The sequence below is a fragment of the uncultured Paraglaciecola sp. genome (assembly GCF_963977085.1).
In the GTDB taxonomy this organism is placed as follows: domain Bacteria; phylum Pseudomonadota; class Gammaproteobacteria; order Enterobacterales; family Alteromonadaceae; genus Paraglaciecola.
Genome location: NZ_CAXBNC010000038.1, coordinates 1 through 25,041, shown reverse-complemented (window position 1 = coordinate 25,041; position 25,041 = coordinate 1). Strand labels below are relative to the sequence as shown.

The window sequence follows — 25,041 nt, the reverse complement described above, 5'->3', positions numbered from 1 at the left end:
AGCACAACCTTGCCAAGGTTGGGGTCGCGAGTTCGAATCTCGTTTCCCGCTCCAATTTCAAAATGTCAATGCTTTAAAGTAGTCATCACCATCTAAGCGACCCCAAGGGGTACGCGACCACGCGGTGGCCGGTATCGAATCTCGTTTCCCGCTCCAAATGTACAAAGTCAATGTTTTAGTAATGTCATCACCATGAGTGCGCCCCCAAGGGGTACGCGACCACGCGGTGGCCGATTCGCATCTTGTTTCCCGCGCAATTTTAAAGTGGCGGTTTTGACTATAGAGGTATCTTCTATAAATGCGTTGCTATTGATTTGATACAAATTCATAATTACCACTGGTCTAACCAGAGATGAGCGTCATGGCAGTAACAAACCCATTAAGAACATTTGTTGACAAAGTTAATCAGTACCCACAATGGCTAAGCGCTAGGTTAATGACCTGGATGTTTAGATACAAAGTTAAACTTGCTGGCACTACAGGCATTGAAGTGCTGCATACTGATGGAAAAACCGCTACATACCGTCAGAAGAATAGCCGAAAAGCACAAAATCATATTGGCAGTGTACATGCAGCTGCAATGGCGTTATTGGCTGAATCATGTACTGGGTTTATCGTGGGGATTAACTTGCCTGGTGACAAGTTACCTCTGATTAAATGTATGAACCTAAATTATGTCAAACGCGCTACTGGGGATATGACAGCCGTTGCTAGCTTAACTGATGAACAAATTGCATTAATGCAAACATCGGAAAAAGGTGAGGTGAGCGTCAAAGTTCTAGTAACCGATGCAACAGGAATTGAGCCAGTAGAGTGTGAAATGATTTGGGCTTGGGTTGTAAAAAGGTAAGTGAGATTAATGTGAGTGTTTTATGTGATTTTTAAAGGATTCACGTTGTCTTCAGACTCATTAGAAATATCCAGCAATTGAATTGGAAAATTCATACAAAAATAGTTGACAGATTTTGATTTTAAATTATAAAGCAAGTTAAATCAGGCGAGTTTACAAAGCTGACATATCCAGCAGTATCCGTCTTTTATTTACTCAATGATCATAAATCTTGTTAACTTATTTTTGCGGGGGTTGTAATGGCAAAACTTACTAGAGAACTTTTAGTCAAACGTATGTTTAAAGATGCGAAAAATTATCCTTATGGTTTTTCCCGTTCTGGCGATTTTTCAATCAGTGAAAGCAAAGCATTATCTGAATATGGATGTTTAATTGCTGCTTTAGTCGATGGACAAATCGAACCTGAAACAAATGAAGACAATAATTTGTTAGCAGCGGCATTTGGCAAGAAAGAGCCAGAAGGAGCGGCAGAAAAAGCATGGGTAAAATATCAAAAACGTATAAACCGTCCAAAGCTGGGTAGCGTTTATGGTAATCACCGTCCAGCAGTCGTTGAAGATGATAGTGAAGATGACAACACCATCGAAGATGACTTAGAAGTAGAAATGGATGATTAATCAGTAATTGTTAATAAAATGTAACCTCATCCTAATATGAGGCGTTAACTCCTGTCTTATTAGAAGTTTTATCCTAATATATGTCTATATTGGGATATGCATCTCACTTTTATCCCTTTTCATGTTTAAGTTTCCTAATTGCTCACGTATAGTGACCTTTCGTTTTTAATTAACATAGTTCTGGAGTGATTCTGATGGAGATGATGTCAGGCGCCGCAATGGTTGTGCGAACGCTAAAAGATATAGGGGTAAAACATGTATTCGGGTACCCTGGTGGTGCTGTACTTGATATTTATGACGCATTATATGCCCAAGAAGATGTCGAACATGTCCTCGTCCGTCACGAACAAGCCGCAGCTCATATGGCGGATGGCTATGCCAGATCAACGGGTCAAACAGGTACTGTATTAGTGACATCAGGTCCTGGTGCGACTAATACGATAACAGGTATCGCTACCGCGTTTATGGATTCGATTCCTATGGTAGTGTTGTCGGGTCAGGTACCTTCTAAACACATTGGCGAAGACGCATTCCAAGAAACAGACATGGTGGGCTGTTCTAGGCCAATCGTTAAACACAGTTTTTTAGTTAAACGTGCTGTAGATATTCCTGAAGCCATAGCCAAGGCTTATTACATCGCTAACACAGGCCGTCCTGGCCCAGTTGTTGTAGACTTGCCTAAAGACATTGTGAATGTTTCAGAGGAGCATCCATACCAGTTTCCTGATGATGTCACTATGCGTTCCTATAATCCGACGCTTAAAGGGCATAACAAACAAATCAAGAAAGCTGTCAAAACCTTATTAGAATCGAAAAGACCCATTCTTTACGTGGGTGGCGGCGCAATAACTGCAGAAGCCAGTGATTTAGTGACCGAGATAGCTGAAAAACTACAAGCACCTGTGACTTCTACTTTGATGGGATTAGGCGCTTTTTCATCTGTGCACCAACAGTTTGTGGGTATGCTAGGTATGCACGGCAGATTAGAAGCGAATAAAGCGATGCATAATGCTGATTGTATTTTAGCTTTAGGTGCGCGTTTTGATGACCGCGTAACTAACAATGTGGATAAGTTCTGTCCACATGCGAGCATTATTCATGTTGATATTGATCCCGCTTCAATCTCTAAAATTGTGGGGGCACATGTGCCTGTGGTTGGAAGCGTCGATGAAGTGGCTAAGCAGTTGCTCAAAGAGATGGGAAAAATTGATGCTAAGGCACAAAAAGCAAAAGTAGCTGATTGGTGGGAGCAGATAACGCAGTGGCGTTCTCGCAAGTGTTTAGATTATAAAAAAGACAATGGGTTAATTAAACCACAAGAAGTCATTGAGTCTTTATATAAGCATACTAATGGTGATGCCTACGTCAGTTCAGATGTTGGTCAACATCAGATGTTTGCGGCACTTTATTATCCGTTTGCGAAACCTAGGCGTTGGATCAATTCTGGCGGACTAGGCACAATGGGCTTTGGTTTGCCTGCTGCTATGGGGGTTCAAATGGCTCACCCAGAAGCTGTATCTACTGTTGTCACTGGTGATGGTAGTATACAAATGAATATCCAAGAATTAGCAACTTGTATGCAATACAACTTACCAATCAAAATTATCTCCCTAAACAACCGTGCTTTGGGCATGGTTCGCCAATGGCAAGATATGATTTATAAAGGTCGCCATTCACATTCCTATATGGATTCAATGCCAGATTTTGTTAAGTTGGCTGAAGCCTACGGACATATCGGTATCAGGGTGACCAAACCTGAAGAGTTAGATGAGGCAATGGCAAAGTGTTTTGCCGCCAAAGACAGATTAGTATTTATGGACATAGAAATAGATCAAAACGAACACGTTTATCCCATGCAAATTAAATTTGGTGCAATGGATGATATGCGATTAAGCAAGACGGAGCGCACATAATGAGAAGAATTATTTCTGTATTAATGGAAAACGCACCGGGTTCATTGTCGCGTATAGTAGGTGTATTCTCGCAACGAGGGTTTAATGTCGATTCTTTGTGTGTCGCACCAACAGATGATAAAAGTTTGTCTCGTTTGACTATAGTCACAGTTGCTGATGACAAAGTCATCGAGCAGATCACTAAACAAGTCAACAAGCTAATTGATGTGTTAAAAGTGTCTGACTTATCTGAAGGTCATCATGTTGAACGAGAGTTGATGCTGGTTAAAGTGGCCACACGTAGTGAACTTATTCGAGCAGAAGTCAAACGCAACGTCGATATCTTCAGGGCTCAAATTGTGGATGTTGATGCTAACAATTACACAATTCAAGTGACTGGCACCAGTGACAAGCTTGATGCTTTTGCCCATGCTTTAAGTCAAAGTACTGAAATTATCGAAGCATCCAGAACAGGTGTTTGTGGATTGGCCAGAGGTGAAAAAGCACTACGTCCATAACATCAGCCTTGGATGATAAAAAAAGCCCTAACGGGCTTTTTTTGTAAGTAACTTTCAATAATCGCATAAAAAATTGCCATTCCAAGTCAAAAATACGCTTAAATGTAATATTAAAACTCTTTAATGTAATTAAATTACAGTATTTTTAATATCTTATTACACTAACCGTATTCTAAAAAGAAATATCATTTTTTAAATATACTATATAAAACAATGATTTGTGTGTTTGTTATTTGAGTTTTTATATTTTTTACAATTCTTTAATCAAAAACCTCCAGAAAAAAAACAACAAAATTTTGTAATTTAATTACAATTGGTTTCATCAGGTTGAGCAGCAAACTCACCGGCCATTATAAAATTATTGAAATTACTGGAGTGTTATTATGAAAAAGTTACTTTTATCTACTGTTGTTTGTGTTGCTACATTATCATTCAATGCAAGTGCATCTTTAAAAAGCGCTAACAACTTTAAGTTTGTTGGTGATACCCAATATGCTGAACTTTGCCAAGCGGCAGCGACTAACGATTTAGATTTGTTCAAAAAGAATGTAAGACAGCATGGTTTTCGTTTAAGTGCTAGCAAAAACAAAATGTTAATGCTTTTAACTAGCGAAGGTAACTTTGAATGTTCAGGCCAAAGTTTAGTTGAGTTTTCTAAGACTCGTGGCTCTCAAGATATTGCAGATTATTTAACAGGTTCTGATGCTAAAGTGGAAACTGCGTCAACCAGTAAATATAAATTTGTAGGTGACAGAGATTTTAAAAACTTCTGTAAATCTGCGGTAACAAATAATGTTGATTTGTTTAAACGTGCACTAAGCAGTCAAATTGGCGACTTAGGTTTTACCAAGAAAGAAGTAATGGGTAAGGTACTTGAAGCTGACAATGTGACATGTTCTGGTGTTAGCTTAGGAGAATTTTTCAAATCTCGTGAAGCCACTAATGTAATGAGCTATATCGCTGAAAAGTCTGCACAATAAGTCATATTCTTAGACACTTAATTGTTATTAAAAAAGCAAACAGTCTTCACTGTTTGCTTTTTTGTTAGTTTAAATAAATAGTAACTAGCGAAGTGAACTACCAAACAAGGGCGGCAAAGTGCTGTCTGCACATTGATTCGTATCTATCATTACCGCCTACCTCTACCTGTTCGCCTTCTTTGACTGCCTGACCACTTTCGTCGATCCTGACTACAAATGTCGCTTTTCGACCGCAATGGCAAATGGTTTTTAACTCTATCATTTTGTCAGCCCAAGCTAATAAATAACGGCTACCTTCAAATGTTTCTGCCAAGAAGTCTGTTCGCAGTCCATAGGCCAATACAGGGATGTTGAGGTTGTCGACCACATAGATCAGCTGTTGTACTTGTTGTTTAGTTAAAAATTGTGCTTCATCAATAAACAGGCAATCTACCTTACCTTTTGCTAGTAGCGCCTCTACGGCTGATTGCATATTCGTTTCTGGAGTAAAAAGGTGCGCTTCAGATTCTAGGCCTATTCTAGAGGCCACTTTCCCTATACCAAACCTATTGTCTAATGCGGCAGTGAAAATTTCAGCATTCATACCTCTTTCGGCATAGTTATAGGCTGATTGAAGTAAAGAAGTGGATTTGCCAGCGTTCATTGCCGAATAATAGAAGTAAAGCTGCGCCATGTATAAATTATCTCATTACAAAAGACGCTATTTTGCCTTGAATAGCGACAAATTTAAATCGTCAATAGAAGGTCAGGGCAAGGTTTACGAAAAAATACTCGTGATAGGATTTTGCCACACGATTAAGTCTTCATTTTTCATGGGTTTGGCAAAGAAATAACCTTGAAGGTAATCGACTCCCATAGCAGACAATGCAAGGGCTTGTTCTTTTGTTTCGACTCCTTCAGCAATAGTTTGGCAATTTAACTCTCGTGCGATAAATAACGTGGCGCGAATAATTGCTTCGCCTTTCCCTTCAATGTTGTCTACAAAAGACTTATCTATTTTTACGTAATTCACTGGTAAAGATTGGAGTTGCGATAACGACGAATACCCAGTACCAAAGTCATCAATTGATACATCAATTTTGCGATCTTGGATTTGCTCTAATTGGTGGCGAATTTTGACTTTGTTTTCGACAAAAGTCGACTCTGTTACTTCAAGGTGCAGCCTTTCGGGCGCCAGACCACTGCTACGAAGGCAGTTATCTAACAACCTAATAAAACCATCATCCATCAACTGAATAACCGATACGTTAACTGACACAGCTGCCTGTTGACTGAATTGCCAATGGTTTGCATCCATACATGCTCGATTTAATACCCATGCGCCTATTTCCTTAATTAGCCCAGACTTTTCGGCTAAAGGAATAAATACATCAGGTCCAATAAATTTACCGTTAAAATCCCATCTTAATAGTGCTTCAAATGCAAAAGACACATTATCTTTTGCGGTCTGTATAGGTTGGTAACATAAAAATAATTGTTTCCTTTCTATCGCATGTTGCAAACCTTCTAAGATCATTTGAGATGCAGTGATTTTTACTTTTAGATCATTTGAAAACAAACGAGGGCGTTTTTTACCTGAGCGTTTTTGCTCACACATGGTTAGATCGGCAAGTTGAATCAGCTCGGTAGCCGACAAACTATGGGCGGGAGCCATCGCAATACCGATTGACGCAGATAGGTGTAATTCATTTCCGTGTACAAAAATAGGCTGTGAAATGCTCGTTGTAATAGCTTTAGCAATAGCCATAGCGGTGTCTTGATCGCTATAAGGTAAAGCCACTAAAAATTCATCTCCATTCCAGCGACCAGCACGGTTATTTTCAGAAAAAGCTGAAATCCTTTGAGTGACTTGTACTAGTACACTGTCGCCCACCTGATGCCCCATAGTATCGTTAATTTTTTTGAAGCCATTGAGGTCAATAAATAACAGTGCCAATGGACTATCTTTGATAATTGATTGTTCTATTAAGGTCTCGAGGCAGCTAGTAAAGGCTTTGCGATTGACTAGCTGTGTTAAAGGGTCAATATTACTAAGCTGATATATTTCATCGGTTCGACGTTTAACTTCGTCTTCTAAATTGATATTAACTTGGCTGAGTTCATTCGATGTGACTTCTAATTCTTGATTAGCTTGGGCCACATGATTTTTCTCTTTTTCCATCTCTTGAACAAGCAAGGAATTTAAGTTTTTTTGGTGTATAGCGTCTAAAGTAAAACGCGAAGCTCTCATACAGGTAATCAACATGACTAAAGCAAAACCTAAACCTAATATGCCTAAGATTTGCCGTTCTTCAAAAGTAGATAATATTCCCATTAAAGACATGGGAATCAACAGAATCATTGAATAACTAATGGAGATAAAGCGACTGGCAGCCAACAGAGAGGCAGAGCTCCCAGCCAACGAACACAAAATTACAATGGGGAAAAAAAGCTCGAGGTTATTGAGCTGGTTAAAAAATATCACTAGATATAAGGACCAAGCTATGGCGGTAGCAATACTGCCTAAGGCGTAACGTTGTATACCTAATAAGCCAGACGAGGCTGATTTACTACTTTTTGATTTCCACTCTATTAAGTCGAATAGGCGCAACAGCAAAATCGTGTTGATGGAGAACCACCAAATAAGTTGATTTAAACTCGTCTCTACACTACTAAATCCAAAAATCATTATACTGCTCGCTACAGCACTGATGAGGATCCCAGGTGAGCCGTTATCATACAACAATTTAGCAGCGTCTAAATTAGAAGCTTTTTGGATAGTTATGTTGGTTTTGATATAAACATACCTTACGAAAAACAAACCACTAATTATAACTCTTAAGATATAAAATTTTAAGGGCTATTGGTAGCATTAAAGAGCAGTGTAATATTAATCCTAAATTAGTCTAGTTTAATTTAGTATAAAGAAGAGGCAGGGTGGCTAAAAATGTCACGGTTATTTGAATTGCAGCAAGATCCTTCTAAGTCACTTAACATGATTTTTTTGACTGCTAAAGGGAGTGATGACAGGTTCAACAGGTGTTAAAATTGCGTTAAACTACGCTCGTCAAAGTGACTTGCATTTAAGGTTAAATTAAACTTAGAAGCTAGGCTATCAAGCTCTGCTTGTTGGACAGTTAATTCATCTAAAACTATAGTGTTATCATCTAGTTGCCATAATAAGCGTGACCCGGCATAACTATAGTGAATAGCAAGTAACGCGTCAGTGTTACCAGCGCTACTTGCGACTTTTAGTTTGGGCATTTTGCGGTTTATTTTATTGAGGGTTTGTTTTAACTCCCAAACGTAGACCACTTCCGTCATAAAGTTGTGGCTCCGGTATTTATTTAATAACCAAGCAATAGTCACACTCGTAAACACCACTCCTAATAGGTTCCAATGAAAATGCCTACCACTTTCATCGGGAAACAAAGCGATAAGTGTTTGAGAAATAACTAAACTACCCATTGCTAAGCCGCCGATACATCCTGCTATCACTAGGTTTAAGTGGCGCCTATAACGTGCTTTATTGATTTTAATGAGTTGCATATGTGCCTATAGATAAGATATCAAATGGGTTAACGTAAAGGGTATCTAGTCTGCACAATGGTGTCCATGAGTTGCAACCGACTGCCTTGATAATTTTCTCGCTGATCAGTGATTCTGGTGCAGATCAATAGATACCCACTTATGTATCATCTCTGCTAATTGCTCAGACACAAAAGGTTTAGATAAGTAATCGTTCATGCCCGCTGCAAAACATTTAATATCATCATCTTTCATTGCATTGGCGGTTAATGCAATGATTGGGACAGTGTGATCAAACTGTTGTTGTTTGTTTGCACGAATATGTTTGGTCGCATCGTAGCCATTCATTATAGGCATTTGGCAATCCATTAAAATCAAGTCAAAAGGTTCGCTATGGCTTCTTAACATATTTAAGGCTTCTTGACCGTTTTCAGCAATTTTGAACTGGCAATTTAAGCTTTTAAGCATTTCCATTACAACTTGCTGATTAATATAATTATCTTCTACTATCAATATATTAGGTTGTTTCTGGTTGGACACTTCAGGTAAGGGGGGGGGCTGAATTTGTTGTTTTTTATCGCTATATTCAGGGTTTAATGATGCTAAAAGTACACTAATAAGGGCATCTGGTTTTAGGGGTTTTCCAAGGTAACCATTGATTTTGATTAGCGCATTTTGTTCTGCCTTATTTGCATCAACGTGGGCTGCCATTAGAAATATCGCCAATTTAGCAAAACGTTGGTCAGACCGAATCACTTTACTAAGCTCTATACCGTTCATACCTGGAAGCGCTAAATCAATGAGTACATAATCGAACGCTTGTTCAACACTATAGGCATTCCTTAAGGCGTTGAGCGCTTCAGGGGCGTTATTCGCACATTGAACTTCAATTTCCCCTTGTTTTAAAAAACGCACAATAGACTGTTTTAGACTGATGTTCGAATCGACAACAAGCAGCTTTTTGCCACTTAAAGGTGCCAGCATAGTGTCTGTGGATTGCAGCGATGTTCGACTTGTTGGTTCAGATTTAACAGTAAAACAAAAGGTAGATCCTTGTGAGCCACTACTCACTATACTAATTTGACCTCCCATCATTTCGCATAACTGCTTACTAATCGCTAAGCCTAATCCAGTGCCGCCATGCTCTCGGGTGCTTGAACTATCGACCTGCATAAATTTTGTAAATAGCTGCGCTTGCTTGTCCTTGGCTATACCTTTACCTGTGTCACTTACTGTAAATTTTAATAATTCGTCGAGATCCACCTCGACTTTTAAAATTACTTCGCCCTTTTCAGTAAACTTAATGGCGTTGTTCAGTAAGTTGTACAACACTTGTTTGACTCTGTTTGGATCGATTTTTACCCATCTAGGTAATTTAGGGGCAATATCCAATATTAGTTCAAGGTCCTTGTCATGGGCGCGAGCGGCCAAAGTGTCGATGGTATCGCTTAGTAACGAATATAGGTTAACTTCTTGTATTTCAATATTGAGTTTGCCAGCTTCTATTTTTGAAAAGTCCAAAATATCGTTTATTAGATGTAATAAAGATTGGCTGCTAATTTTAACGAGCTGCGCAAAGTGGCGTTGCCTTTCATCTAGGTTAGAATTTAAAAGTAAATCGTTCATACCTAAGATGCCGTTTATTGGAGTACGAATTTCATGACTCATATTGGCCAAAAAATCACTTTTTGCTTGACTGGCTTCTTTGGCTTGTTCTTCTGCTCGCTTCAGTTCAGTGATATCTTGAAAGGCACCTCTTAGAGAGGTTGCTACACCGTTAGTGAATTCGGCATAACCCACAGCACGTACCCAAAGTTCGTTGCCTTTGGCTGTGATAAAAGCAGTTTGGATATCCCAAGGAATGCCTTTCTTAATGGCTAATTCAACCGCTTTTGTTATTTTAGGTCTTGTTTCTGGGGCGTAAAAGTCTAGGGCTTTTTCTAGGTTAATTTCGGAACCAACAGGTAGTTCGTGGATGTTATACACAACATCTGACCAAATGACTTTATTAGTCAATAAATCAAGTCGCCAGCCTCCGAGTTTTGCCATGGCCTCCGTGCGTTCCAATAACTCTTGTTGAAATTGTCTTTCCTTTTCCAGCCTTTTTGTCTCGGTGATGTCGGTTTCAATGGCCATAAAGCCAACGAGCTTTTGTTGTTCATATAACGGCTTACAATTTATTTGCAACCAATAAGGGGCGCCATTTTTATGGTAATTTAAAATATCTACATTAAAACCTTGCTTGTTCTTAAGGGCTTTACTGATATCTTTTATTGTTTGTGGATCGGTATCCGCCCCCTGTAAAACTGAACCGGGCGTGCGGCCTATTAATTCATCTAAACGGTATCCACTGACTTGGGTGAACATTTTGTTAACCCAAGTTGTTTTTCCCTCTACATCCGTTAACACTACTGAATTAATTGTTTCCTCAGCTACTTTGGCCAGCACCAAATTTTCTTTTAGGCTTTGTTTTAAATTTTCCTGAATAACGAAGGTTTCAGTGAGATCGTAGTTTACCCCAATCACTTTAGTTACTTTTCCCGTTGGGTCACTCACCGAATGTCCATAGGCTTTTATGTAGCGAATTTGCTTATCAGGTGTGAGTATTCTGAATGTGGTATCAAACTTTTTACTTTTTTCTATTGTCAATTCTAGCGCTTGGAGCAGAGTGTCTTTATCTTCGGGATGTAACGATTCTTGCCACTCTGATGCTGTGCCATTAAATTTTTTGGGATCATGTTGATAGAGCAAAAACATTTGCTCATCCCAAATCAGTTGTTTGGTTTCTACATTAAACTCCCACACGCCAATTTGAGATGCCTCTTTCGCTATCATAAGGCGTTTATTAGTACTATCTAGTTGCTCTTGAGTGCTTTTTAATTTTGATGATTCAGTAAGGGTGGCAATAACAGAATGTTGTTGTTTATAAAAGGACGCTTTTAAACTGATGGTGACAAAAAACTCGTGGCCATTTTTATGTAAGGCAGGTAACGCTTCACTTTTTTCTCCATGGCGTTCGCTATTGGTATTGAAAAATTGTTGGATGTGGTTTTGATGTCTAGCTTTATAGAGTGCGGGGACCAAATCAGCGATATTCATATTCATGAATTCTGAGTGTGTATAACCAAACATTTTCACGGTAGACTGATTAGCGAAAAGAATTTCGCCTAAAGAAGAGACCTCAAAAATAGCACTGGATACTGAATCCAAAATAGCTTGGAGTCGCTCAATTTCTTCGACATTCTGGTCATTTGATTTAGTTGACTTGTTATCTTCCATTGCACCTCTAACCGTTACTGACAGACTTTCTTATCGTTAACATTTTCCAGCTTAGCACTTTTTCATGTTTCCAATCGGTTTTCCGTATTAAACTAAAGGCAATGAATTAGTCGGAGATCAGTTTGTCAGCAAAAAAAGTAGTCGCTCCTAAGTTTGAAATAGAATTTTTCTTACCAAAATATTGGTTAACTTGGTTAAGTATTTTAATTTTGTATAGCATTTCTTGGTTACCTTACAAGATACAACTACTTATAGGTAAGTTGTTGGGTAAATTACTAAAAGTTGTCGCCAAAAAACGTTATCGCATAGCCAAACGAAATATTGAATTGTGCTTTCCTGATTTGAGTGAACAGGAACGCGCGGTAATGTTAAAGACTAATCTCGACAATGCTGGTTTGGCAATACTCGAAACCAGCATGGGATGGTGGTGGCCATCTTGGCGAGTGAATGGTATCGCTGAGTTTGAAGGCCGTGAACATATAGAGGCTATTTTGGCAAAAGGCAAAGGGGTATTGGCCTACGCGATACACAATATGAACCTTGAATTTGCCTGTAGAATATTAGGCCGAGAATACCCATCAGTAGTGTTTTACCGCAAACATAATAATCGTCTGATGGAGTACATGCAGTATTATGGTCGTAATCGAGCCAACAAATATATGGTTCACAAACGTAACGTGAGGGGCTTGATCCAAGCGTTAGATGACGGTGAATTATGTATTTATCTGCCGGATCAAGATTATGGTCGCACTAGATGTGAATTCACCCCGTTTTTTGCGGTCTCAGAAATGGCGACTACAAAAGGTTCTTTATTATTTGCTAAGCAAGCCAATTGCGAAACAATATTTTTAGTATCGGTTAGAACCAATAACGGCTATAAAATTATTGCATTGCCGGGACTGGAGAATTTCCCTTCGGGTGACGATAAGTATGATGTGACACGCATAAATAAAATGATTGAAAAAATGGTAATGATTGCACCAGAACAATACCTATGGATGCATAAGCGTTTTAAAACCAGACCAAATGTTGATGATCCGTCTTTATATGATTAACAGCAATAATGAGGTTTAACATTGGTTAAAATGTGTAATGAAAAAAACTAAACAAGTCTCAAATTCTTTATTTTGGCTCAAGCATGTGTTCTTGGCCCTGATTATTATCGCGATTGCGGCAGCGGTATTGGTCATGCAAAAAAGTAATGAGTCTTCAGTGCTTCCTGAAGGAAACATGGGGAAAAAGAGTATTGCAAGTAATATGAGTAATTTTTATGCAGATTATCGCTTGTCATCTCGCCATCCTCGTGAAGAAGAGTTGGGAGACTTTGTTATGGAGGTGAAAACCTCTGATAAACCCTTAGGTGAGCGTTTGCAAAAAATGGAAAGCCTACAAAAACCTATCTCAGGAAGATGGGTAGGGGAGCACAAACATCGTATGTTCAAAGCGGGAAGTACACTTAGAAGTGCTATTACCGATTATGCTCAGTCAGAAGGTATGCAGGTCATTTGGGAGCTTGACCAGGACTTTATTGTCAAACACCCCTTCCAACTTGACGATTCGATTTTAGGTAGTTTAAAAATTATTGCTAATGCCATAGACGCTAACTTTAATGGTGAGGTCAAAGCTTACATGTGCCCCCGTCAACGTTCTTTAGTGATTACTGCCAAATCCTCTGAATATTTAGAAACACAATGTGCCGAAGCGCGTAAATAAAGAGCATTATTAATACTCATTATTGTGCTAGTTCGACTAAATATTTGTGCCAGATTGCTTTTACTTTTATTTGTAGATCTACAAGGGATGCGTTGACTTCTACTAATGCCCCATTTTGTAAGGCCAGTCTGTGGGCATAGTTGCGATACTCCAAATAGGCTTGAATGAGAATATCTGCTTCAGCTTTAGTTAGTAGCGATAGTTTTGCTAAGTCCGCTAAGATCCTCACATTATCAGGCCACTTGGCTAGGCTAGGGAAAGCACTGGTGTGAGCCAATAGCATAAACTGCACAATAAACTCTATGTCTGCTATGCCCCCAGCGTCTTGTTTTAAATCTATATTTTCGGCATCTCCTTTGGCCAAATGAGCACGCATTTTTACTCGCATCGCGACCACTTCTTCTGCCAATTCTACTAACACCCTTGGTTTAGAAAGTACACTTAGCCGAATGGCACTAAAACGTTGCTGTAATGTGTTGCCGCCTGTTATAAATCTGGCTCGGCCAAGTGCTTGGTGTTCCCAAGTCCAGGCATTTTCAGTTTGATAGGTAGCAAAACCCTCTACATGGCATACCAGTAACCCAGCGTTACCTGAGGGACGCAGTCGCATATCCACATCATAGAGTAGGCCTAATCCGGTTTTGATCGTGAATATATGCAAAATACGCTGTGCAAGTTTGATATAGAAAGCCGTGGCGCCTATAGGTTTATCACCATTAGTTTGTTGTTGGCCGTCGCAATTATGTATAAAAACCAAATCTAGGTCGGAGCCGTAACCCAACTCCCAACCGCCCAGTTTGCCATATCCTAAAACTGCAAAACCTTTGTCTTGCATCGTTTTAGCACCATGAGTTTCACATACTGGCACACCGTGTTTAGCCACTATTTGTAGCCAAGCGAAGTCAATCACTTGCACAATAATGGCTTCGGCCAGATGGGTTAAATGATCGCTGACCTGCATTATGGGTAATGCATTAGAAATATCTGCCGCGGCGATTTTTAATTGTTGGGTCAATTTAAACTGGCGCAGGGTTTCTATTTGCAGTTCGAGATCTTCAGGCTCTACTCGCAGTAAAGCCTGACGCAGTTCATCAGCATATTGATTAAAGGCTACCGGTTGATACAGAGAAGCCGGGTTGAGTAATTCGTCAAGTAGTAACGGAAAACGCGCAATTTGTTCGGTCACCCAAGGACTCGCTGCGCAAAGTTTAACTAAGTGGAATAAGGCTGCTTGGTTTTCAAATAACAACTGTAGGTAGGCTGTACGCCCTAATATGGCATGTAAAACCGACAATACACGTTTGAATAATTCAACATGATTGTGTGCCGGTGAGCTTAAGATTTTATGGATAATGACAGGCATTAAATTGTGAAGGGTCATGAGCCCTCGTTGCCCAATGCGCTGTTTGGTGAGGTTTTGTTTAAATGTCTCTATTTGCTGGTGTATTTCTGCGCCAATAGGCAAACCAGTCGTTGTGGTGACTTCATCCTCTAAATGCCAGTGATTTAATATACTTTGGGTTTCTTGTGGATCCAGCTGTAACTGCCAAAGATCCTTTGCCCCTTGTTGTTGTTCGTCTGCCACATCATCTTGCAGTACAGTGTCTTCTTTCACTAACAACGAAAATTGCTGGTGGACAATACCGCTATGCAACGCCAATTGTTGTGTAAGATCTTCGTAGTTATTGATGCCTAACACAGTTAATAAGCGTTTTTGGTCAGTGTTATTGTCAGGCAAAACTTGGGTTTGTTTGTCGGCAAATTGTTGTAAACAATGCTCTACCTTTCTCAACCATAAGTAACTTTGATGAAGATCTGTGGCGCTTTGAGCAGGTATGATTTGTAAATTAACCAGTTCTGTTAGTGCTAATTTTAAGCTTTGTACCTTTAAACTAGGCTCTCTTCCACCATTGATGAGTTGTAAGCTTTGTACTACAAATTCGGCTTCCCTAATGCCACCTTCCCCTAACTTAATATTATTGGTGAGGCCACGTCTACGCACTTCTTGTTCAATCATGGATTTCATATTGCGCAATGATTCAATGGCACTAAAGTCCAAATAGCGACGATAAATAAAAGGCTGCAGGATATCTGATAATTGCTGCGAGTAAGGGCAAGGAGTATTTAAAATAGACGCTTTGAGCATAGCGTAACGTTCCCAGTCTCTCCCTTGCTCTTGGTAGTAATCTTCTATGGCATCAAAATGCATCACCAATGGGCCGCTGTCACCAAATGGTCTGAGGCGCATGTCCACTCGATATACTTGACCGTCAGAGGTTATTTGATCTAGTGCAGTGATGAGTTTTTGGGCTAACTTAGTAAAAAATTGCTGGTGTTCAACAGACTTTCTGCCACCTGACGTGTTGCCTTGTTCTGGATAACTGAAAATTAAATCGATGTCTGATGAAAAATTGAGTTCGCCGCCTCCTAATTTACCCATGCCAAGAATCAACATAGGTTGTGGGCCAAACTCACCCTCAGGTACGCCAAACTGAGGCTGTAAAAAGTCATAAAGCCAGGTGTTAGTTTGAATGATTAATTGTCGCGCCAGTTCAGACACTTGTGCTAAAGAATTCTCGATTGATTGCATATTGGTTAAGTCGCGCCATGCAATTCTCAGCATATGAAAATTTCGAAATTGTCTTAGTTGCTGTTGTAAAACGGCTTCGTTGTCCACCTTAGCCAACAATTGCAATAACTTGTCTTGGTAATCTACTTGTTCAACAAACAGTATTTCTTCAAGTAGTAAAACATCTAACCAAGTGGGGTTTCGTGAACATTGCTCAAAGATAAAATCACTCAATGCAAAGGCTGTTTTGATCTGTTCTGAAAACTTTTGGTATTGCTGAGAAAATTTTTCATGGGATAGAAATATCTGCCAACGTTTAATGCCTAGTTCATTTAGTTCTGGTGGCAGTGATATAGGGGCGCTATCTTGCATTATTTTTATCCTTATCCAGTAACATATTTTTTATTGGGGCATCACAAAAACAGTTGTTGACCAATTTAATTTTGTTGGCTTTACTAAGTTTTTTCAGCCAAATTTCCAACTTTAATGCCTTTGAATGACCCTCCACCTCACAACTAAATTTCAGAGTGAGCGGGCCTTTGCCTTTTAGTGCTTTGGCACATTTAGTCCCGCTAGACTGATGTTCCTCAAAGCGTCGTTCAATGTCGGTACAAATGCCAGTGTAGTACTGACCTAATTTGTTTTCGATTATGTAGATGTACCAAGGAACCACGAGTTTGCCATCACAGTTGTTTTAATTAGGAGAGGGATTGTACATGATGAGTGAAATTCGACTAGTGGGGCTGTGCCCTAGCGAACACTTTAATACCTAGTTGATTAGGGGGGTCCTGTGTCACAACTATTTGATTTAAGTCTGTTGACTGAAGATCTAAGGGTATTGCCGACAGTAAGATTAACTACAACTGCTGCTATTTAATTCTTCAGTGTACAAGTGTACGCTGAAAATATACACTGCCATTCCTGCTTACCTTAGATCAAAATGCATGACCTCTACCAAAATTGCTATTCGCCCTTATTCTCCTTTAGAAGAATCGTTAAATGCTATAACTCACGGCTTGGGGTTTATTGCCGCTATTGTGGGATTGGTATTGATGTTGCTGCGCGCCGATGGAATATACGGACAAGTGGTGAGTGTGGTGTTTGGGGTTTCGATGATGATGATGTTTCTTTCTTCAACGCTTTATCATGGGGTAAGTCATCCTGATTTAAAGACGCTGTTGAAGACCATCGACCACAGTGCAATATATGTGTTGATAGCGGGTACTTACACGCCTTTAATGGTCTTAGCTGTGGGTGGCACTGTGGGCTTAGTGGCTATGGTGTTGATTTGGTCAATTGCGATTACCGGCATAGTGTTTAAGTGTTTCGCTAACAACCGTTTTCCTAAGTTGTCCTTAGTGACCTATTTGTTGATGGGGTGGCTAGCGATATTTTTTGTCTACCCTTTGTACAATTCTCTAGAATCCGCTGGCTTTTATTTACTCTTGGCTGGAGGTCTTTGTTATACAGTGGGTGTGGTATTTTATGCGGCTAAAAAAGTTCAGTTTACTCACGCCATTTGGCATCTGTTTGTTGCAGCGGGTTGCTTTTGCCATTATTTGACTATTTATTGTTACGTTATTTAATTGCTATGCCCTAGGCAGATAGCTTAAGCTAGCTTCATAAATTAGGCTAAAGCTCATAGGATTAAGTGACTTCTTATTATGTATGAAAATTATTACGGACTGACTTCTAAACCTTTCCAACTGACTCCCGATCCTAGCTTCTTTTTTGGTAGTAAATGGCACAAACGCGCCATGTCTTATTTGCAATATGGGTTATCTCAAGCTGAAGGCTTTATTGTTATCACTGGTGACATAGGAACGGGTAAAACCACCATTGCCAATAGTTTATTGGATGACATGCAGGAAGGTATAGTTGCAGCACAAATTGTTTCGCCAAAATTGTCACCCGATGAATTGGTGAAAATGGTCGCCAGCAAATTCAATGTGCCAGTTAAAGGTAGTACTAAGTCTGACATTCTAAATGATCTTGAAGCATTTTTAATGGGACTACACAAACAAGGTAAACGTGCTTTGTTATTGGTTGACGAGGCACAAAATTTACCCTTAGAAACCATTGAAGAACTGCGTATGTTGTCTAACTTTCAAGCCGGAGGTAAACCACTCTTGCAAAGCTTCTTGTTAGGTCAGGAAGAGTTACAACCTATACTGCGAGCGCCAAACATGGAGCAGTTTAGACAACGTATTGTGGCATCTTGCCATTTAGCACCTTTAACGGATGTAGAATGCCAAGGCTATATTGAGTATCGAATGCAGCACGCTGGCTGGGATGGTAGGGCCTTGTTTTCAGCTGAAGCCTATGATCGTATTTTCCAATTTACTCATGGTATTCCAAGAAAAATTAATGCCTTAATGGACAGGATCTTACTTTTTGGTTTCCTTGAAGAATTACAAACCTTCGACGAAGACGCCGTTGAAAATGTGATTAAAGAAGTCTCTGACGAGATGTTTTTGCCTGAAAAACAAGCCCAGACCCAAGCAAAGGCAAAAGGTATTCTCGATGGCGCTACTGAAGATGGCCAGGTTAAAGATGTTGAATATTATAAAACCATGCTAACAGAGTTAGTGGATGCCTTAGATAATGCCATCAGTCAAAAAATAAAACTCACTCGTTATATCGACCGTTTATTACAAAAAAAATATAAAACTTACGTGCGATTGAAGTCAGATGATTAATATAAGTCCGCATAAAACAACAAAAATTTCCCTTAATTTTGAATTAAGTTAAGTTTTTGTTAAAAAAGCCGATGAAATAATTGAACTAAAAGGTTAAGATCTTATCCGAAGGTTATATCGTACAATAATTATACAAAACTTAACCTTTAGTAAATTTGTTCCGTTTGGGGTGTTCTATGAAACGTTTAATTGGTGAAAGACGGCAAGCATCAGGTGTACATCCTGATGGACCAATGTTCAAGGAACGACGTAAAGCCTATTATCATGGAAAGTACAGTAAGAGAATGTTGTCTCTTATGTTACTAGTAAGTTGTGTGACCTTAATTATTATTAAACAAGGCGCTTAACTAAGTAAGCAAATTTAAAAAACCGTTGGTTGTTGTTTAAGTTAAACAGCAACCAACGGTTTTTTTATTGCGTGAACTTTTATTTTAAAAAGACTATCCGCAATTTCCAGTTAATTTGATTGTATTAATTTTGATTGAATAAATTCTGCGAGTTTTCCGCTGGCATGGGGATGCTGTGATTTTCCAGCAAACAAACATATCTTAATTGCACCTAACTTTGGCAAATAATTTTGCTGAATAATATCCAATTGTTTGGGCACACTACTTTTTGCCAACGCGCTAATTCCTAAACCTTGCTTAATAGCTGCAGTAATACCGCTAAGGTCGGCATTGGTATAGCTGATCCGCCATTGTTGGGTTTGTTGCTTTAGTTTATTGATAACACGACTTCTATATACACAACCATCTGGGGCTAAAACCAGCGACAAAGTCGCGTGAGAATAAGCCAAACTACGGTCGCCTACCCAGACTAACTCATCTATCAGTAATACTTGTCCGTCAACATCTACGTCGGGATCTACTAATGCTAAAACAAGATCAAAACCACTGAGGTTTTCATCTTTAAGCAGGGTTTTGCTCAATGCCGAGGTGACTTCTAGGGACACATCTGGATATAACTTACCAAATTCGCCAATGATGCTAGGCAGCAGGGTTGTGGCAAATTCACTTGGAATACCTAGACGTAATCTACCTTTCAACGACATGGGTTGAAATTGGCGAAAAATACTGTCGTTTAACTCCAGCATAGTTTGCGCGGTTTTATACACTTGTAAGCCGTCTTGATTAACAATTTGTCGTTGCCCTTGTTTGGCAAAGAGTCGTTTCGATAATTGTTGCTCTAAACGTTTTATTTGTAGGCTTACCGCAGGTTGAGTGAGTCCAAGTTTTTCCCCAGCTTTTGCAAAGCCGCCTAAATCTACCACAGCCAAAAAGGTACGCAGGTTATCCAAAGAGAGTTGTTTCATGTAAATAACCTTTATTTTAAAGAGTCTTAAATAAGAGTTTTAAATGATTATTCGATTATTCATAAGAAATGTAAATGTAAACATTACATATTTCAATTTGTTGTCGATGATTAGCGGCTCTATACTTTTGCCATTGTTTCACTACGGACACAGTATTTCATGGCTAATAAAACGGTTTTACATGCTAAACACTTGGAAGCAGGGGCCAAAATGGTTGACTTTCATGGTTGGGAAATGCCCATCAATTATGGCTCGCAAATAGAAGAACATCACGCAGTACGTAAAGATGCGGGCATGTTTGATGTGTCTCACATGACCATAGTAGATGTAACGGGCAAAGATGCTCAGGCTTATCTACGTTTTTTATTGGCTAACGACGTGGTTAAACTGCAAGACAAAGGCAAAGCGTTATACAGCGGCATGCTGAATGAAGCAGGTGGCGTTGTTGACGATTTAATTGTTTATTATTTCGACCAAACTAATTATCGTTTAGTGGTGAATTCTGCAACCCGTGAAAAAGACATGGATTGGTTGCTAAAACAAGCCGAGACATTCGACGTCACTATCACCGAACGTCCAGAATTTGCGATGATTGCGGTGCAAGGCCCTAATGCTAAAAGTAAAGCTGCAGAGTTATTTTCTGCCGCACAAAAAGAAGCGGTAGCAGGTATGAAAGCTTTTTTTGGTGTACAGGCCGAAGATTTATTTATCGCTACCACAGGGTACACAGGTGAGGCAGGCTACGAAATTATGGTACCAGCTGCAGATGCCGCAGACTATTGGCAAAAATTGCTAGATGTGGGTGTAGTTCCTTGTGGTTTAGGTGCAAGAGATACACTTAGACTAGAAGCAGGCATGAACCTGTATAGCCAAGATATGGATGAAACTATTTCACCTTTAGCGGCTAATATGGCTTGGACTATCAGCTGGGAGCCCAGTGACAGAAACTTTGTGGGTCGTCAGGCACTAGAACAACAAAAAGCCGCTGGCACAGATAAGTTAGTAGGCTTAGTCATGACCGACAAAGGGGTATTGCGAGCCGGCCAAAAGGTACAAGTAACAGGTGGCGAAGGCGTGATTACCTCAGGTACTTTTTCACCTACTTTGGGTCACAGTATTGCAATGGCCCGTGTACCATCAACAGTTGGCGACAGCGCTGAAGTTGAAATCCGCAAAAAGTGGGTTACAGTAAATGTGGTTAAACCCAGCTTCGTCAGAAATGGCAAAAGTGTCTTATAAGAATTCAGTTAATTAGATAATTATTAGGAACCAACATGAGCAATATTCCAGCAGATTTACGTTACGCCTCAACTCACGAATGGGTACGCCCAGATGGTGACGGAGTGTTTACTATAGGTATCAGCGACCATGCCCAACAATTATTAGGTGATATGGTGTTTGTTGAGTTACCAGATGTAGGTGCCGAAGTAGGTACAGGCGACGACATTGCTGTAGCCGAGTCAGTAAAAGCAGCGTCTGATGTGTATGCGCCAATCAGTGGTGAAGTGGTAGCGGTAAACGAAGACTTAGAAGACGCGCCAGAATTGGTTAACTCTGACCCCTATGGAGACGGTTGGTTGTTTAAAATCAAAGCGGATGATCCAGAAGAAGCAGCCGCTTTGTTTGATGCCGAAGGATACGAAGGCAGTATCGAAGACGAGTAACGCCTACTCAAAATAAGGGCTACATCGCCCTTAGGTCTTATTTAAATATTATTCTAGTAAAAGAGTGAGTACTGCTAAAACAGTTCTCACTTTTTAATCACATCAGGAATTTGTAGTCAGCTATGTCATTATCTCATTTTTCATTATCCGAACTCGAGCAAAAACAAGACTTTGTTCGCCGTCATATTGGTCCTAGCGAAGCTGAAATGGCAGACATGTTGTCTGCAATAGGGGCAGAATCCTTAGATGATTTAATGCAGCAAACTGTGCCCGAAGGCATACGCTTGTCCCAGCCGTTGCAAGTAGGTGAAGCACAAACCGAAGCGGACGCTTTGGCGTACTTAAAAAGTATTGCCAGTAAAAACCAAGTCATGCGCTCCTTTATTGGCATGGGTTATTACGACACCCTTACCCCTAATGTGATTTTACGTAACGTACTAGAAAACCCAGGTTGGTATACCGCTTATACCCCTTACCAACCAGAAATTGCCCAAGGCAGACTCGAAGCCCTACTCAATTTCCAACAAGTCACCATTGACTTAACAGGAATGGAATTAGCCTCAGCATCATTGTTAGACGAAGCCACAGCTGCCGCCGAAGCCATGGGGCTAGCTAAGCGTATCTCGAAAAACCGCAAAGCCAATACCTTTTTTGTTGCTGATGATGTACATCCACAAACCTTAGACGTAGTGCAAACCCGCGCCGATATGTTTGGTTTTGATGTGGTAGTGGGCAAAGCTGAAGATGCCAGTCAACACGATCTATTTGGTGCCTTATTGCAATACCCAGGCACCTCAGGCGCAGTCAATGACATCGCCGATATCATTGCCGCCGTACAAGCCAACAAAGGCATAGTAGCAGTAGCGGCTGATTTATTGAGCTTAGTGATGTTACAACCACCGGGTGAAATGGGCGCAGATGTGGTACTAGGTAGCGCGCAACGTTTTGGTGTACCTATGGGCTACGGCGGCCCACATGCCGCTTTTTTTGCCACCCGCGATAGTTACAAACGTTCTTTACCTGGACGTATCATTGGGGTGTCTAAAGATACTCGTGGCCGTCCTGCACTGCGTATGGCTTTACAAACTCGTGAGCAACATATTCGCCGTGAAAAAGCCAACTCTAACATTTGTACCGCCCAAGTATTGTTAGCCAACATGGCGTCATTCTATGCGGTTTACCACGGCCCAGTAGGGTTAAAAACTATAGCGTCACGCATTCATCGTTTTGCTGATATTTTAGCGGCTGGATTAGTCAAAGCAGGTTTTGAACTACTTAACAATACTTGGTTCGACACCTTAACTGTGAAAGTGGCTAGCAACAAACAACAGATCATTACGGCTGCCTTAGCAAGCAAACTCAATCTGCGTACTGATATTGATGGCGCACTGGGGATCAGTTTAGATGAAACCACTTCACGTGATGATCTTCAGGCCTTATACCAAGCCTTTGTAGGTGCCAACGTTGAGTTAGATATTAAAGCCTTCGACCAAGACATCATCGCCAACGGCAGTGATTCAATCCCAGCAGATTTAGTGAGAACCTCTGAGTTCTTAACTCACCCCGTATTTAACAGCTATCATTCTGAAACTGAAATGCTGCGTTATATCAAATCTTTAGAAGACAAAGATTTAGCCTTAAATCATTCGATGATTTCACTCGGCTCATGCACCATGAAGCTCAACGCCACAGCCGAGATGCTGCCAGTCACTTGGCCTGAATTTGGACAATTACACCCGTTTTCGCCAATCGATCAAGCGCAAGGTTACAAACAAATGATCGACGAACTGAGCGAATGGTTAATTGATATTACCGGTTACGATGCTTTATCTATGCAGCCCAACTCAGGGGCACAAGGTGAATACGCAGGTTTGATCACCATCCAAAAATATCATGAGAGCAGGGGAGAAGGGCATCGTAACGTCTGTCTTATCCCAAGTTCTGCCCACGGCACTAACCCTGCATCAGCACAAATGGTGAGCATGAAAGTGGTAGTGGTCAATTGCGATAAAAAAGGCAATGTGGATGTAGCCGACTTACGCAAAAAAGCCGCAGAAGTAGCCGACAACCTAGCCTGTGCGATGATCACCTACCCCTCGACTCACGGTGTATACGAAGAAACCATCAAAGAAATGTGCGACATAGTCCACGAATTTGGTGGTCAGGTGTATATGGACGGTGCCAACATGAACGCTCAAGTAGGTATTACCTCACCGGGTCATATTGGTTCAGATGTATCTCACTTAAATCTGCATAAAACCTTCTGTATTCCACACGGTGGCGGTGGCCCAGGTATGGGACCAATTGGTGTTAAAGCCCATTTAGCGCCATTTTTACCCAATCACAAAGTGGTAGCTGTAGAAAACGCCGGAGACAGCCAAGTGCGTGAACACGGCGCAGTTTCGGCCGCACCTTGGGGCAGTGCCTCTATTTTGCCAATCAGTTATATGTACATCAAAATGATGGGCAGCGCTGGCCTTAAAAAAGCCACCGAAGTCGCCATACTTAACGCTAACTATGTCGCCGAAAAATTATCGACCCATTACCCAGTGTTATACCGCGGCCGTAACAACCGCGTAGCACACGAATGTATCATTGACCTACGTCAGCTAAAAGAAAGCTCAGGTGTGACCGAAGTCGACATAGCAAAACGCTTAAACGATTATGGTTTCCACGCGCCAACTATGAGTTTCCCCGTAGCCGGTACGCTGATGATTGAACCCACAGAATCAGAAGCCAAAGTTGAACTAGACCGCTTCATAGAAGCCATGGCCTCTATTCGCGGTGAAATTGCTAAAGTAGAATCGGGCGAGTGGGATGGCACAGACAACCCACTACACAATGCACCTCATACATTAGAAGATATTTGCGACAGCAACTGGAACCGCAGCTATGACAGACATCTTGCCGCTTACCCAGTCGCAGCCGTTGCTAGAAACAAATTTTGGCCTTCGGTGAATCGAATTGATGATGTGTTTGGGGATAGGAACTTGATTTGTAGTTGCCCTTCGATAGAGAGTTATATTGAGGAATAGTTTCTACGTCATCCTTGAAACCTCAGCTGCATTGCCGTCGCTACTCGCCCCAATCACATATTAGTCATATGCTCATGGGACTCGTAGCTAGGCGGCTTTGCTGAGGCTCCAATGATTTAGTAGAAAGGGTATGTATTTTTTGGAAGGGGTTTCAAACTTTCTAATTATTTGAAGAAACGAGCTTAGGCTCGTTTTTTTGTTTTTGTGGCTACGCCGTTTTTATGCGCTGGCGCTTACTGGAATCCATGCCTTTTTTCACACGAAATCCCTTTCGCCCGACTTACTTTTTGCCTACAGCAGCAAAAAGTAAGCAAAAAGTGCCGCTCGAGGGCAATGCTCTTCATCCACTTATCTACTCATTTTTGCAGGTCGTAATAATTCGTTCCAGACGAGCTATTACTCAATC

General features: G+C 40.5%; 20 protein-coding genes. 13 read left to right on the top strand and 7 right to left on the bottom strand.

Annotation, left to right across the window (positions count from 1 at the left end):
• The first annotated feature begins 361 nt into the window (after nt 1–361).
• The 5 genes from AAC000_RS22945 to AAC000_RS22925 all read left to right on the top strand — a co-directional run bounded on the left by AAC000_RS22945 (nt 362) and on the right by AAC000_RS22925 (nt 4,857).
• Nucleotides 362–850 (top strand): DUF4442 domain-containing protein, encoded by a 489-nt coding sequence (locus AAC000_RS22945; protein ID WP_339726228.1) that lies wholly within the window; start codon nt 362–364, stop codon nt 848–850.
• Nucleotides 851–1,089: 239 nt separating this feature from the next.
• Nucleotides 1,090–1,467, top strand: coding sequence for a DUF413 domain-containing protein (locus AAC000_RS22940; RefSeq protein ID WP_339726226.1), 378 nt, complete (start codon nt 1,090–1,092; stop codon nt 1,465–1,467).
• Between the two features lie 194 nt (nt 1,468–1,661).
• Nucleotides 1,662–3,380, top strand: a complete 1,719-nt coding sequence (locus AAC000_RS22935; RefSeq protein ID WP_339726224.1) for an acetolactate synthase 3 large subunit — start codon at nt 1,662–1,664, stop codon at nt 3,378–3,380.
• On the top strand, nt 3,380–3,877 hold the full coding sequence (gene ilvN, locus AAC000_RS22930) for an acetolactate synthase small subunit (RefSeq protein ID WP_339726222.1): 498 nt from the start codon (nt 3,380–3,382) through the stop codon (nt 3,875–3,877). Before AAC000_RS22935 ends, ilvN begins: the two co-directional genes overlap by 1 nt.
• A 383-nt stretch (nt 3,878–4,260) precedes the next feature.
• On the top strand, nt 4,261–4,857 hold the full coding sequence (locus tag AAC000_RS22925; protein ID WP_339726220.1) for a hypothetical protein: 597 nt from the start codon (nt 4,261–4,263) through the stop codon (nt 4,855–4,857).
• 97 nt (nt 4,858–4,954) lie between these two features.
• On the opposite strand, the gene AAC000_RS22920 is transcribed toward AAC000_RS22925, so the two are convergent.
• From AAC000_RS22920 to AAC000_RS22905, 4 genes are all read right to left on the bottom strand, one after another.
• A complete protein-coding gene (locus AAC000_RS22920) occupies nt 4,955–5,530 on the bottom strand; it encodes a thymidine kinase (protein WP_339726218.1) in 576 nt (191 codons plus the stop codon).
• A gap of 84 nt (nt 5,531–5,614) precedes the next feature.
• Nucleotides 5,615–7,525, bottom strand: a complete 1,911-nt coding sequence (locus AAC000_RS22915) for an EAL domain-containing protein (RefSeq protein WP_339726230.1) — start codon at nt 7,523–7,525, stop codon at nt 5,615–5,617.
• Nucleotides 7,526–7,878: 353 nt separating this feature from the next.
• Complete coding sequence (locus AAC000_RS22910; RefSeq protein WP_339726216.1) at nt 7,879–8,385, bottom strand: DUF3087 domain-containing protein; 507 nt, start codon at nt 8,383–8,385, stop codon at nt 7,879–7,881.
• A 105-nt stretch (nt 8,386–8,490) separates the two neighbouring features.
• Nucleotides 8,491–11,643 (bottom strand): response regulator, encoded by a 3,153-nt coding sequence (locus AAC000_RS22905; protein ID WP_339726214.1) that lies wholly within the window; start codon nt 11,641–11,643, stop codon nt 8,491–8,493.
• Nucleotides 11,644–11,765: 122 nt separating this feature from the next.
• Between AAC000_RS22905 and lpxL the strand changes: the two genes are divergently transcribed.
• The gene (gene lpxL, locus AAC000_RS22900) at nt 11,766–12,698 is read left to right on the top strand and encodes an LpxL/LpxP family Kdo(2)-lipid IV(A) lauroyl/palmitoleoyl acyltransferase (RefSeq protein WP_339726212.1); all 933 of its coding nucleotides are present in this window, start codon (nt 11,766–11,768) and stop codon (nt 12,696–12,698) included.
• A gap of 37 nt (nt 12,699–12,735) precedes the next feature.
• Complete coding sequence (locus AAC000_RS22895; RefSeq protein WP_339726210.1) at nt 12,736–13,356, top strand: toxin co-regulated pilus biosynthesis Q family protein; 621 nt, start codon at nt 12,736–12,738, stop codon at nt 13,354–13,356.
• A 19-nt stretch (nt 13,357–13,375) separates the two neighbouring features.
• Here AAC000_RS22895 and glnE read toward each other — a convergent pair whose 3' ends face one another.
• Both glnE and AAC000_RS22885 read right to left on the bottom strand, forming a co-directional pair.
• The gene (gene glnE, locus AAC000_RS22890) at nt 13,376–16,297 is read right to left on the bottom strand and encodes a bifunctional [glutamate--ammonia ligase]-adenylyl-L-tyrosine phosphorylase/[glutamate--ammonia-ligase] adenylyltransferase (RefSeq protein WP_339726209.1); all 2,922 of its coding nucleotides are present in this window, start codon (nt 16,295–16,297) and stop codon (nt 13,376–13,378) included.
• Nucleotides 16,287–16,598 carry a GIY-YIG nuclease family protein gene (locus AAC000_RS22885; RefSeq protein WP_339726207.1) on the bottom strand — a complete coding sequence of 104 codons (312 nt, stop codon included), beginning with the start codon at nt 16,596–16,598 and terminating at the stop codon, nt 16,287–16,289. Before AAC000_RS22885 ends, glnE begins: the two co-directional genes overlap by 11 nt.
• 271 nt (nt 16,599–16,869) lie before the next feature.
• Here AAC000_RS22885 and AAC000_RS22880 point away from each other — a divergent pair, with 271 nt between their 5' ends.
• The 3 genes from AAC000_RS22880 to AAC000_RS22870 all read left to right on the top strand — a co-directional run bounded on the left by AAC000_RS22880 (nt 16,870) and on the right by AAC000_RS22870 (nt 18,971).
• A complete protein-coding gene (locus AAC000_RS22880) occupies nt 16,870–17,511 on the top strand; it encodes a hemolysin III family protein (protein WP_339726205.1) in 642 nt (213 codons plus the stop codon).
• A 78-nt stretch (nt 17,512–17,589) separates the two neighbouring features.
• Entirely contained in the window at nt 17,590–18,624 is a 1,035-nt protein-coding gene (locus tag AAC000_RS22875) for an XrtA/PEP-CTERM system-associated ATPase (RefSeq protein WP_339726204.1), read from the top strand.
• 176 nt (nt 18,625–18,800) lie between these two features.
• Nucleotides 18,801–18,971, top strand: coding sequence for a hypothetical protein (locus AAC000_RS22870; RefSeq protein WP_339726203.1), 171 nt, complete (start codon nt 18,801–18,803; stop codon nt 18,969–18,971).
• 110 nt (nt 18,972–19,081) lie between these two features.
• Here the strand turns inward: AAC000_RS22870 and AAC000_RS22865 are convergent, their stop codons facing one another.
• On the bottom strand, nt 19,082–19,936 hold the full coding sequence (locus AAC000_RS22865; RefSeq protein ID WP_339726202.1) for a LysR family transcriptional regulator: 855 nt from the start codon (nt 19,934–19,936) through the stop codon (nt 19,082–19,084).
• Nucleotides 19,937–20,095: 159 nt separating this feature from the next.
• Between AAC000_RS22865 and gcvT the strand changes: the two genes are divergently transcribed.
• From gcvT to gcvP, 3 genes are all read left to right on the top strand, one after another.
• Nucleotides 20,096–21,175: a glycine cleavage system aminomethyltransferase GcvT gene (gcvT, locus tag AAC000_RS22860; RefSeq protein WP_339726200.1), complete on the top strand. Its 1,080-nt coding sequence runs from the start codon at nt 20,096–20,098 to the stop codon at nt 21,173–21,175.
• Nucleotides 21,176–21,210: 35 nt separating this feature from the next.
• Entirely contained in the window at nt 21,211–21,600 is a 390-nt protein-coding gene (gene gcvH, locus AAC000_RS22855) for a glycine cleavage system protein GcvH (protein WP_339726198.1), read from the top strand.
• Between the two features lie 122 nt (nt 21,601–21,722).
• Entirely contained in the window at nt 21,723–24,635 is a 2,913-nt protein-coding gene (gcvP, locus tag AAC000_RS22850) for an aminomethyl-transferring glycine dehydrogenase (protein WP_339726196.1), read from the top strand.
• Nucleotides 24,636–25,041 lie beyond the last annotated feature (406 nt).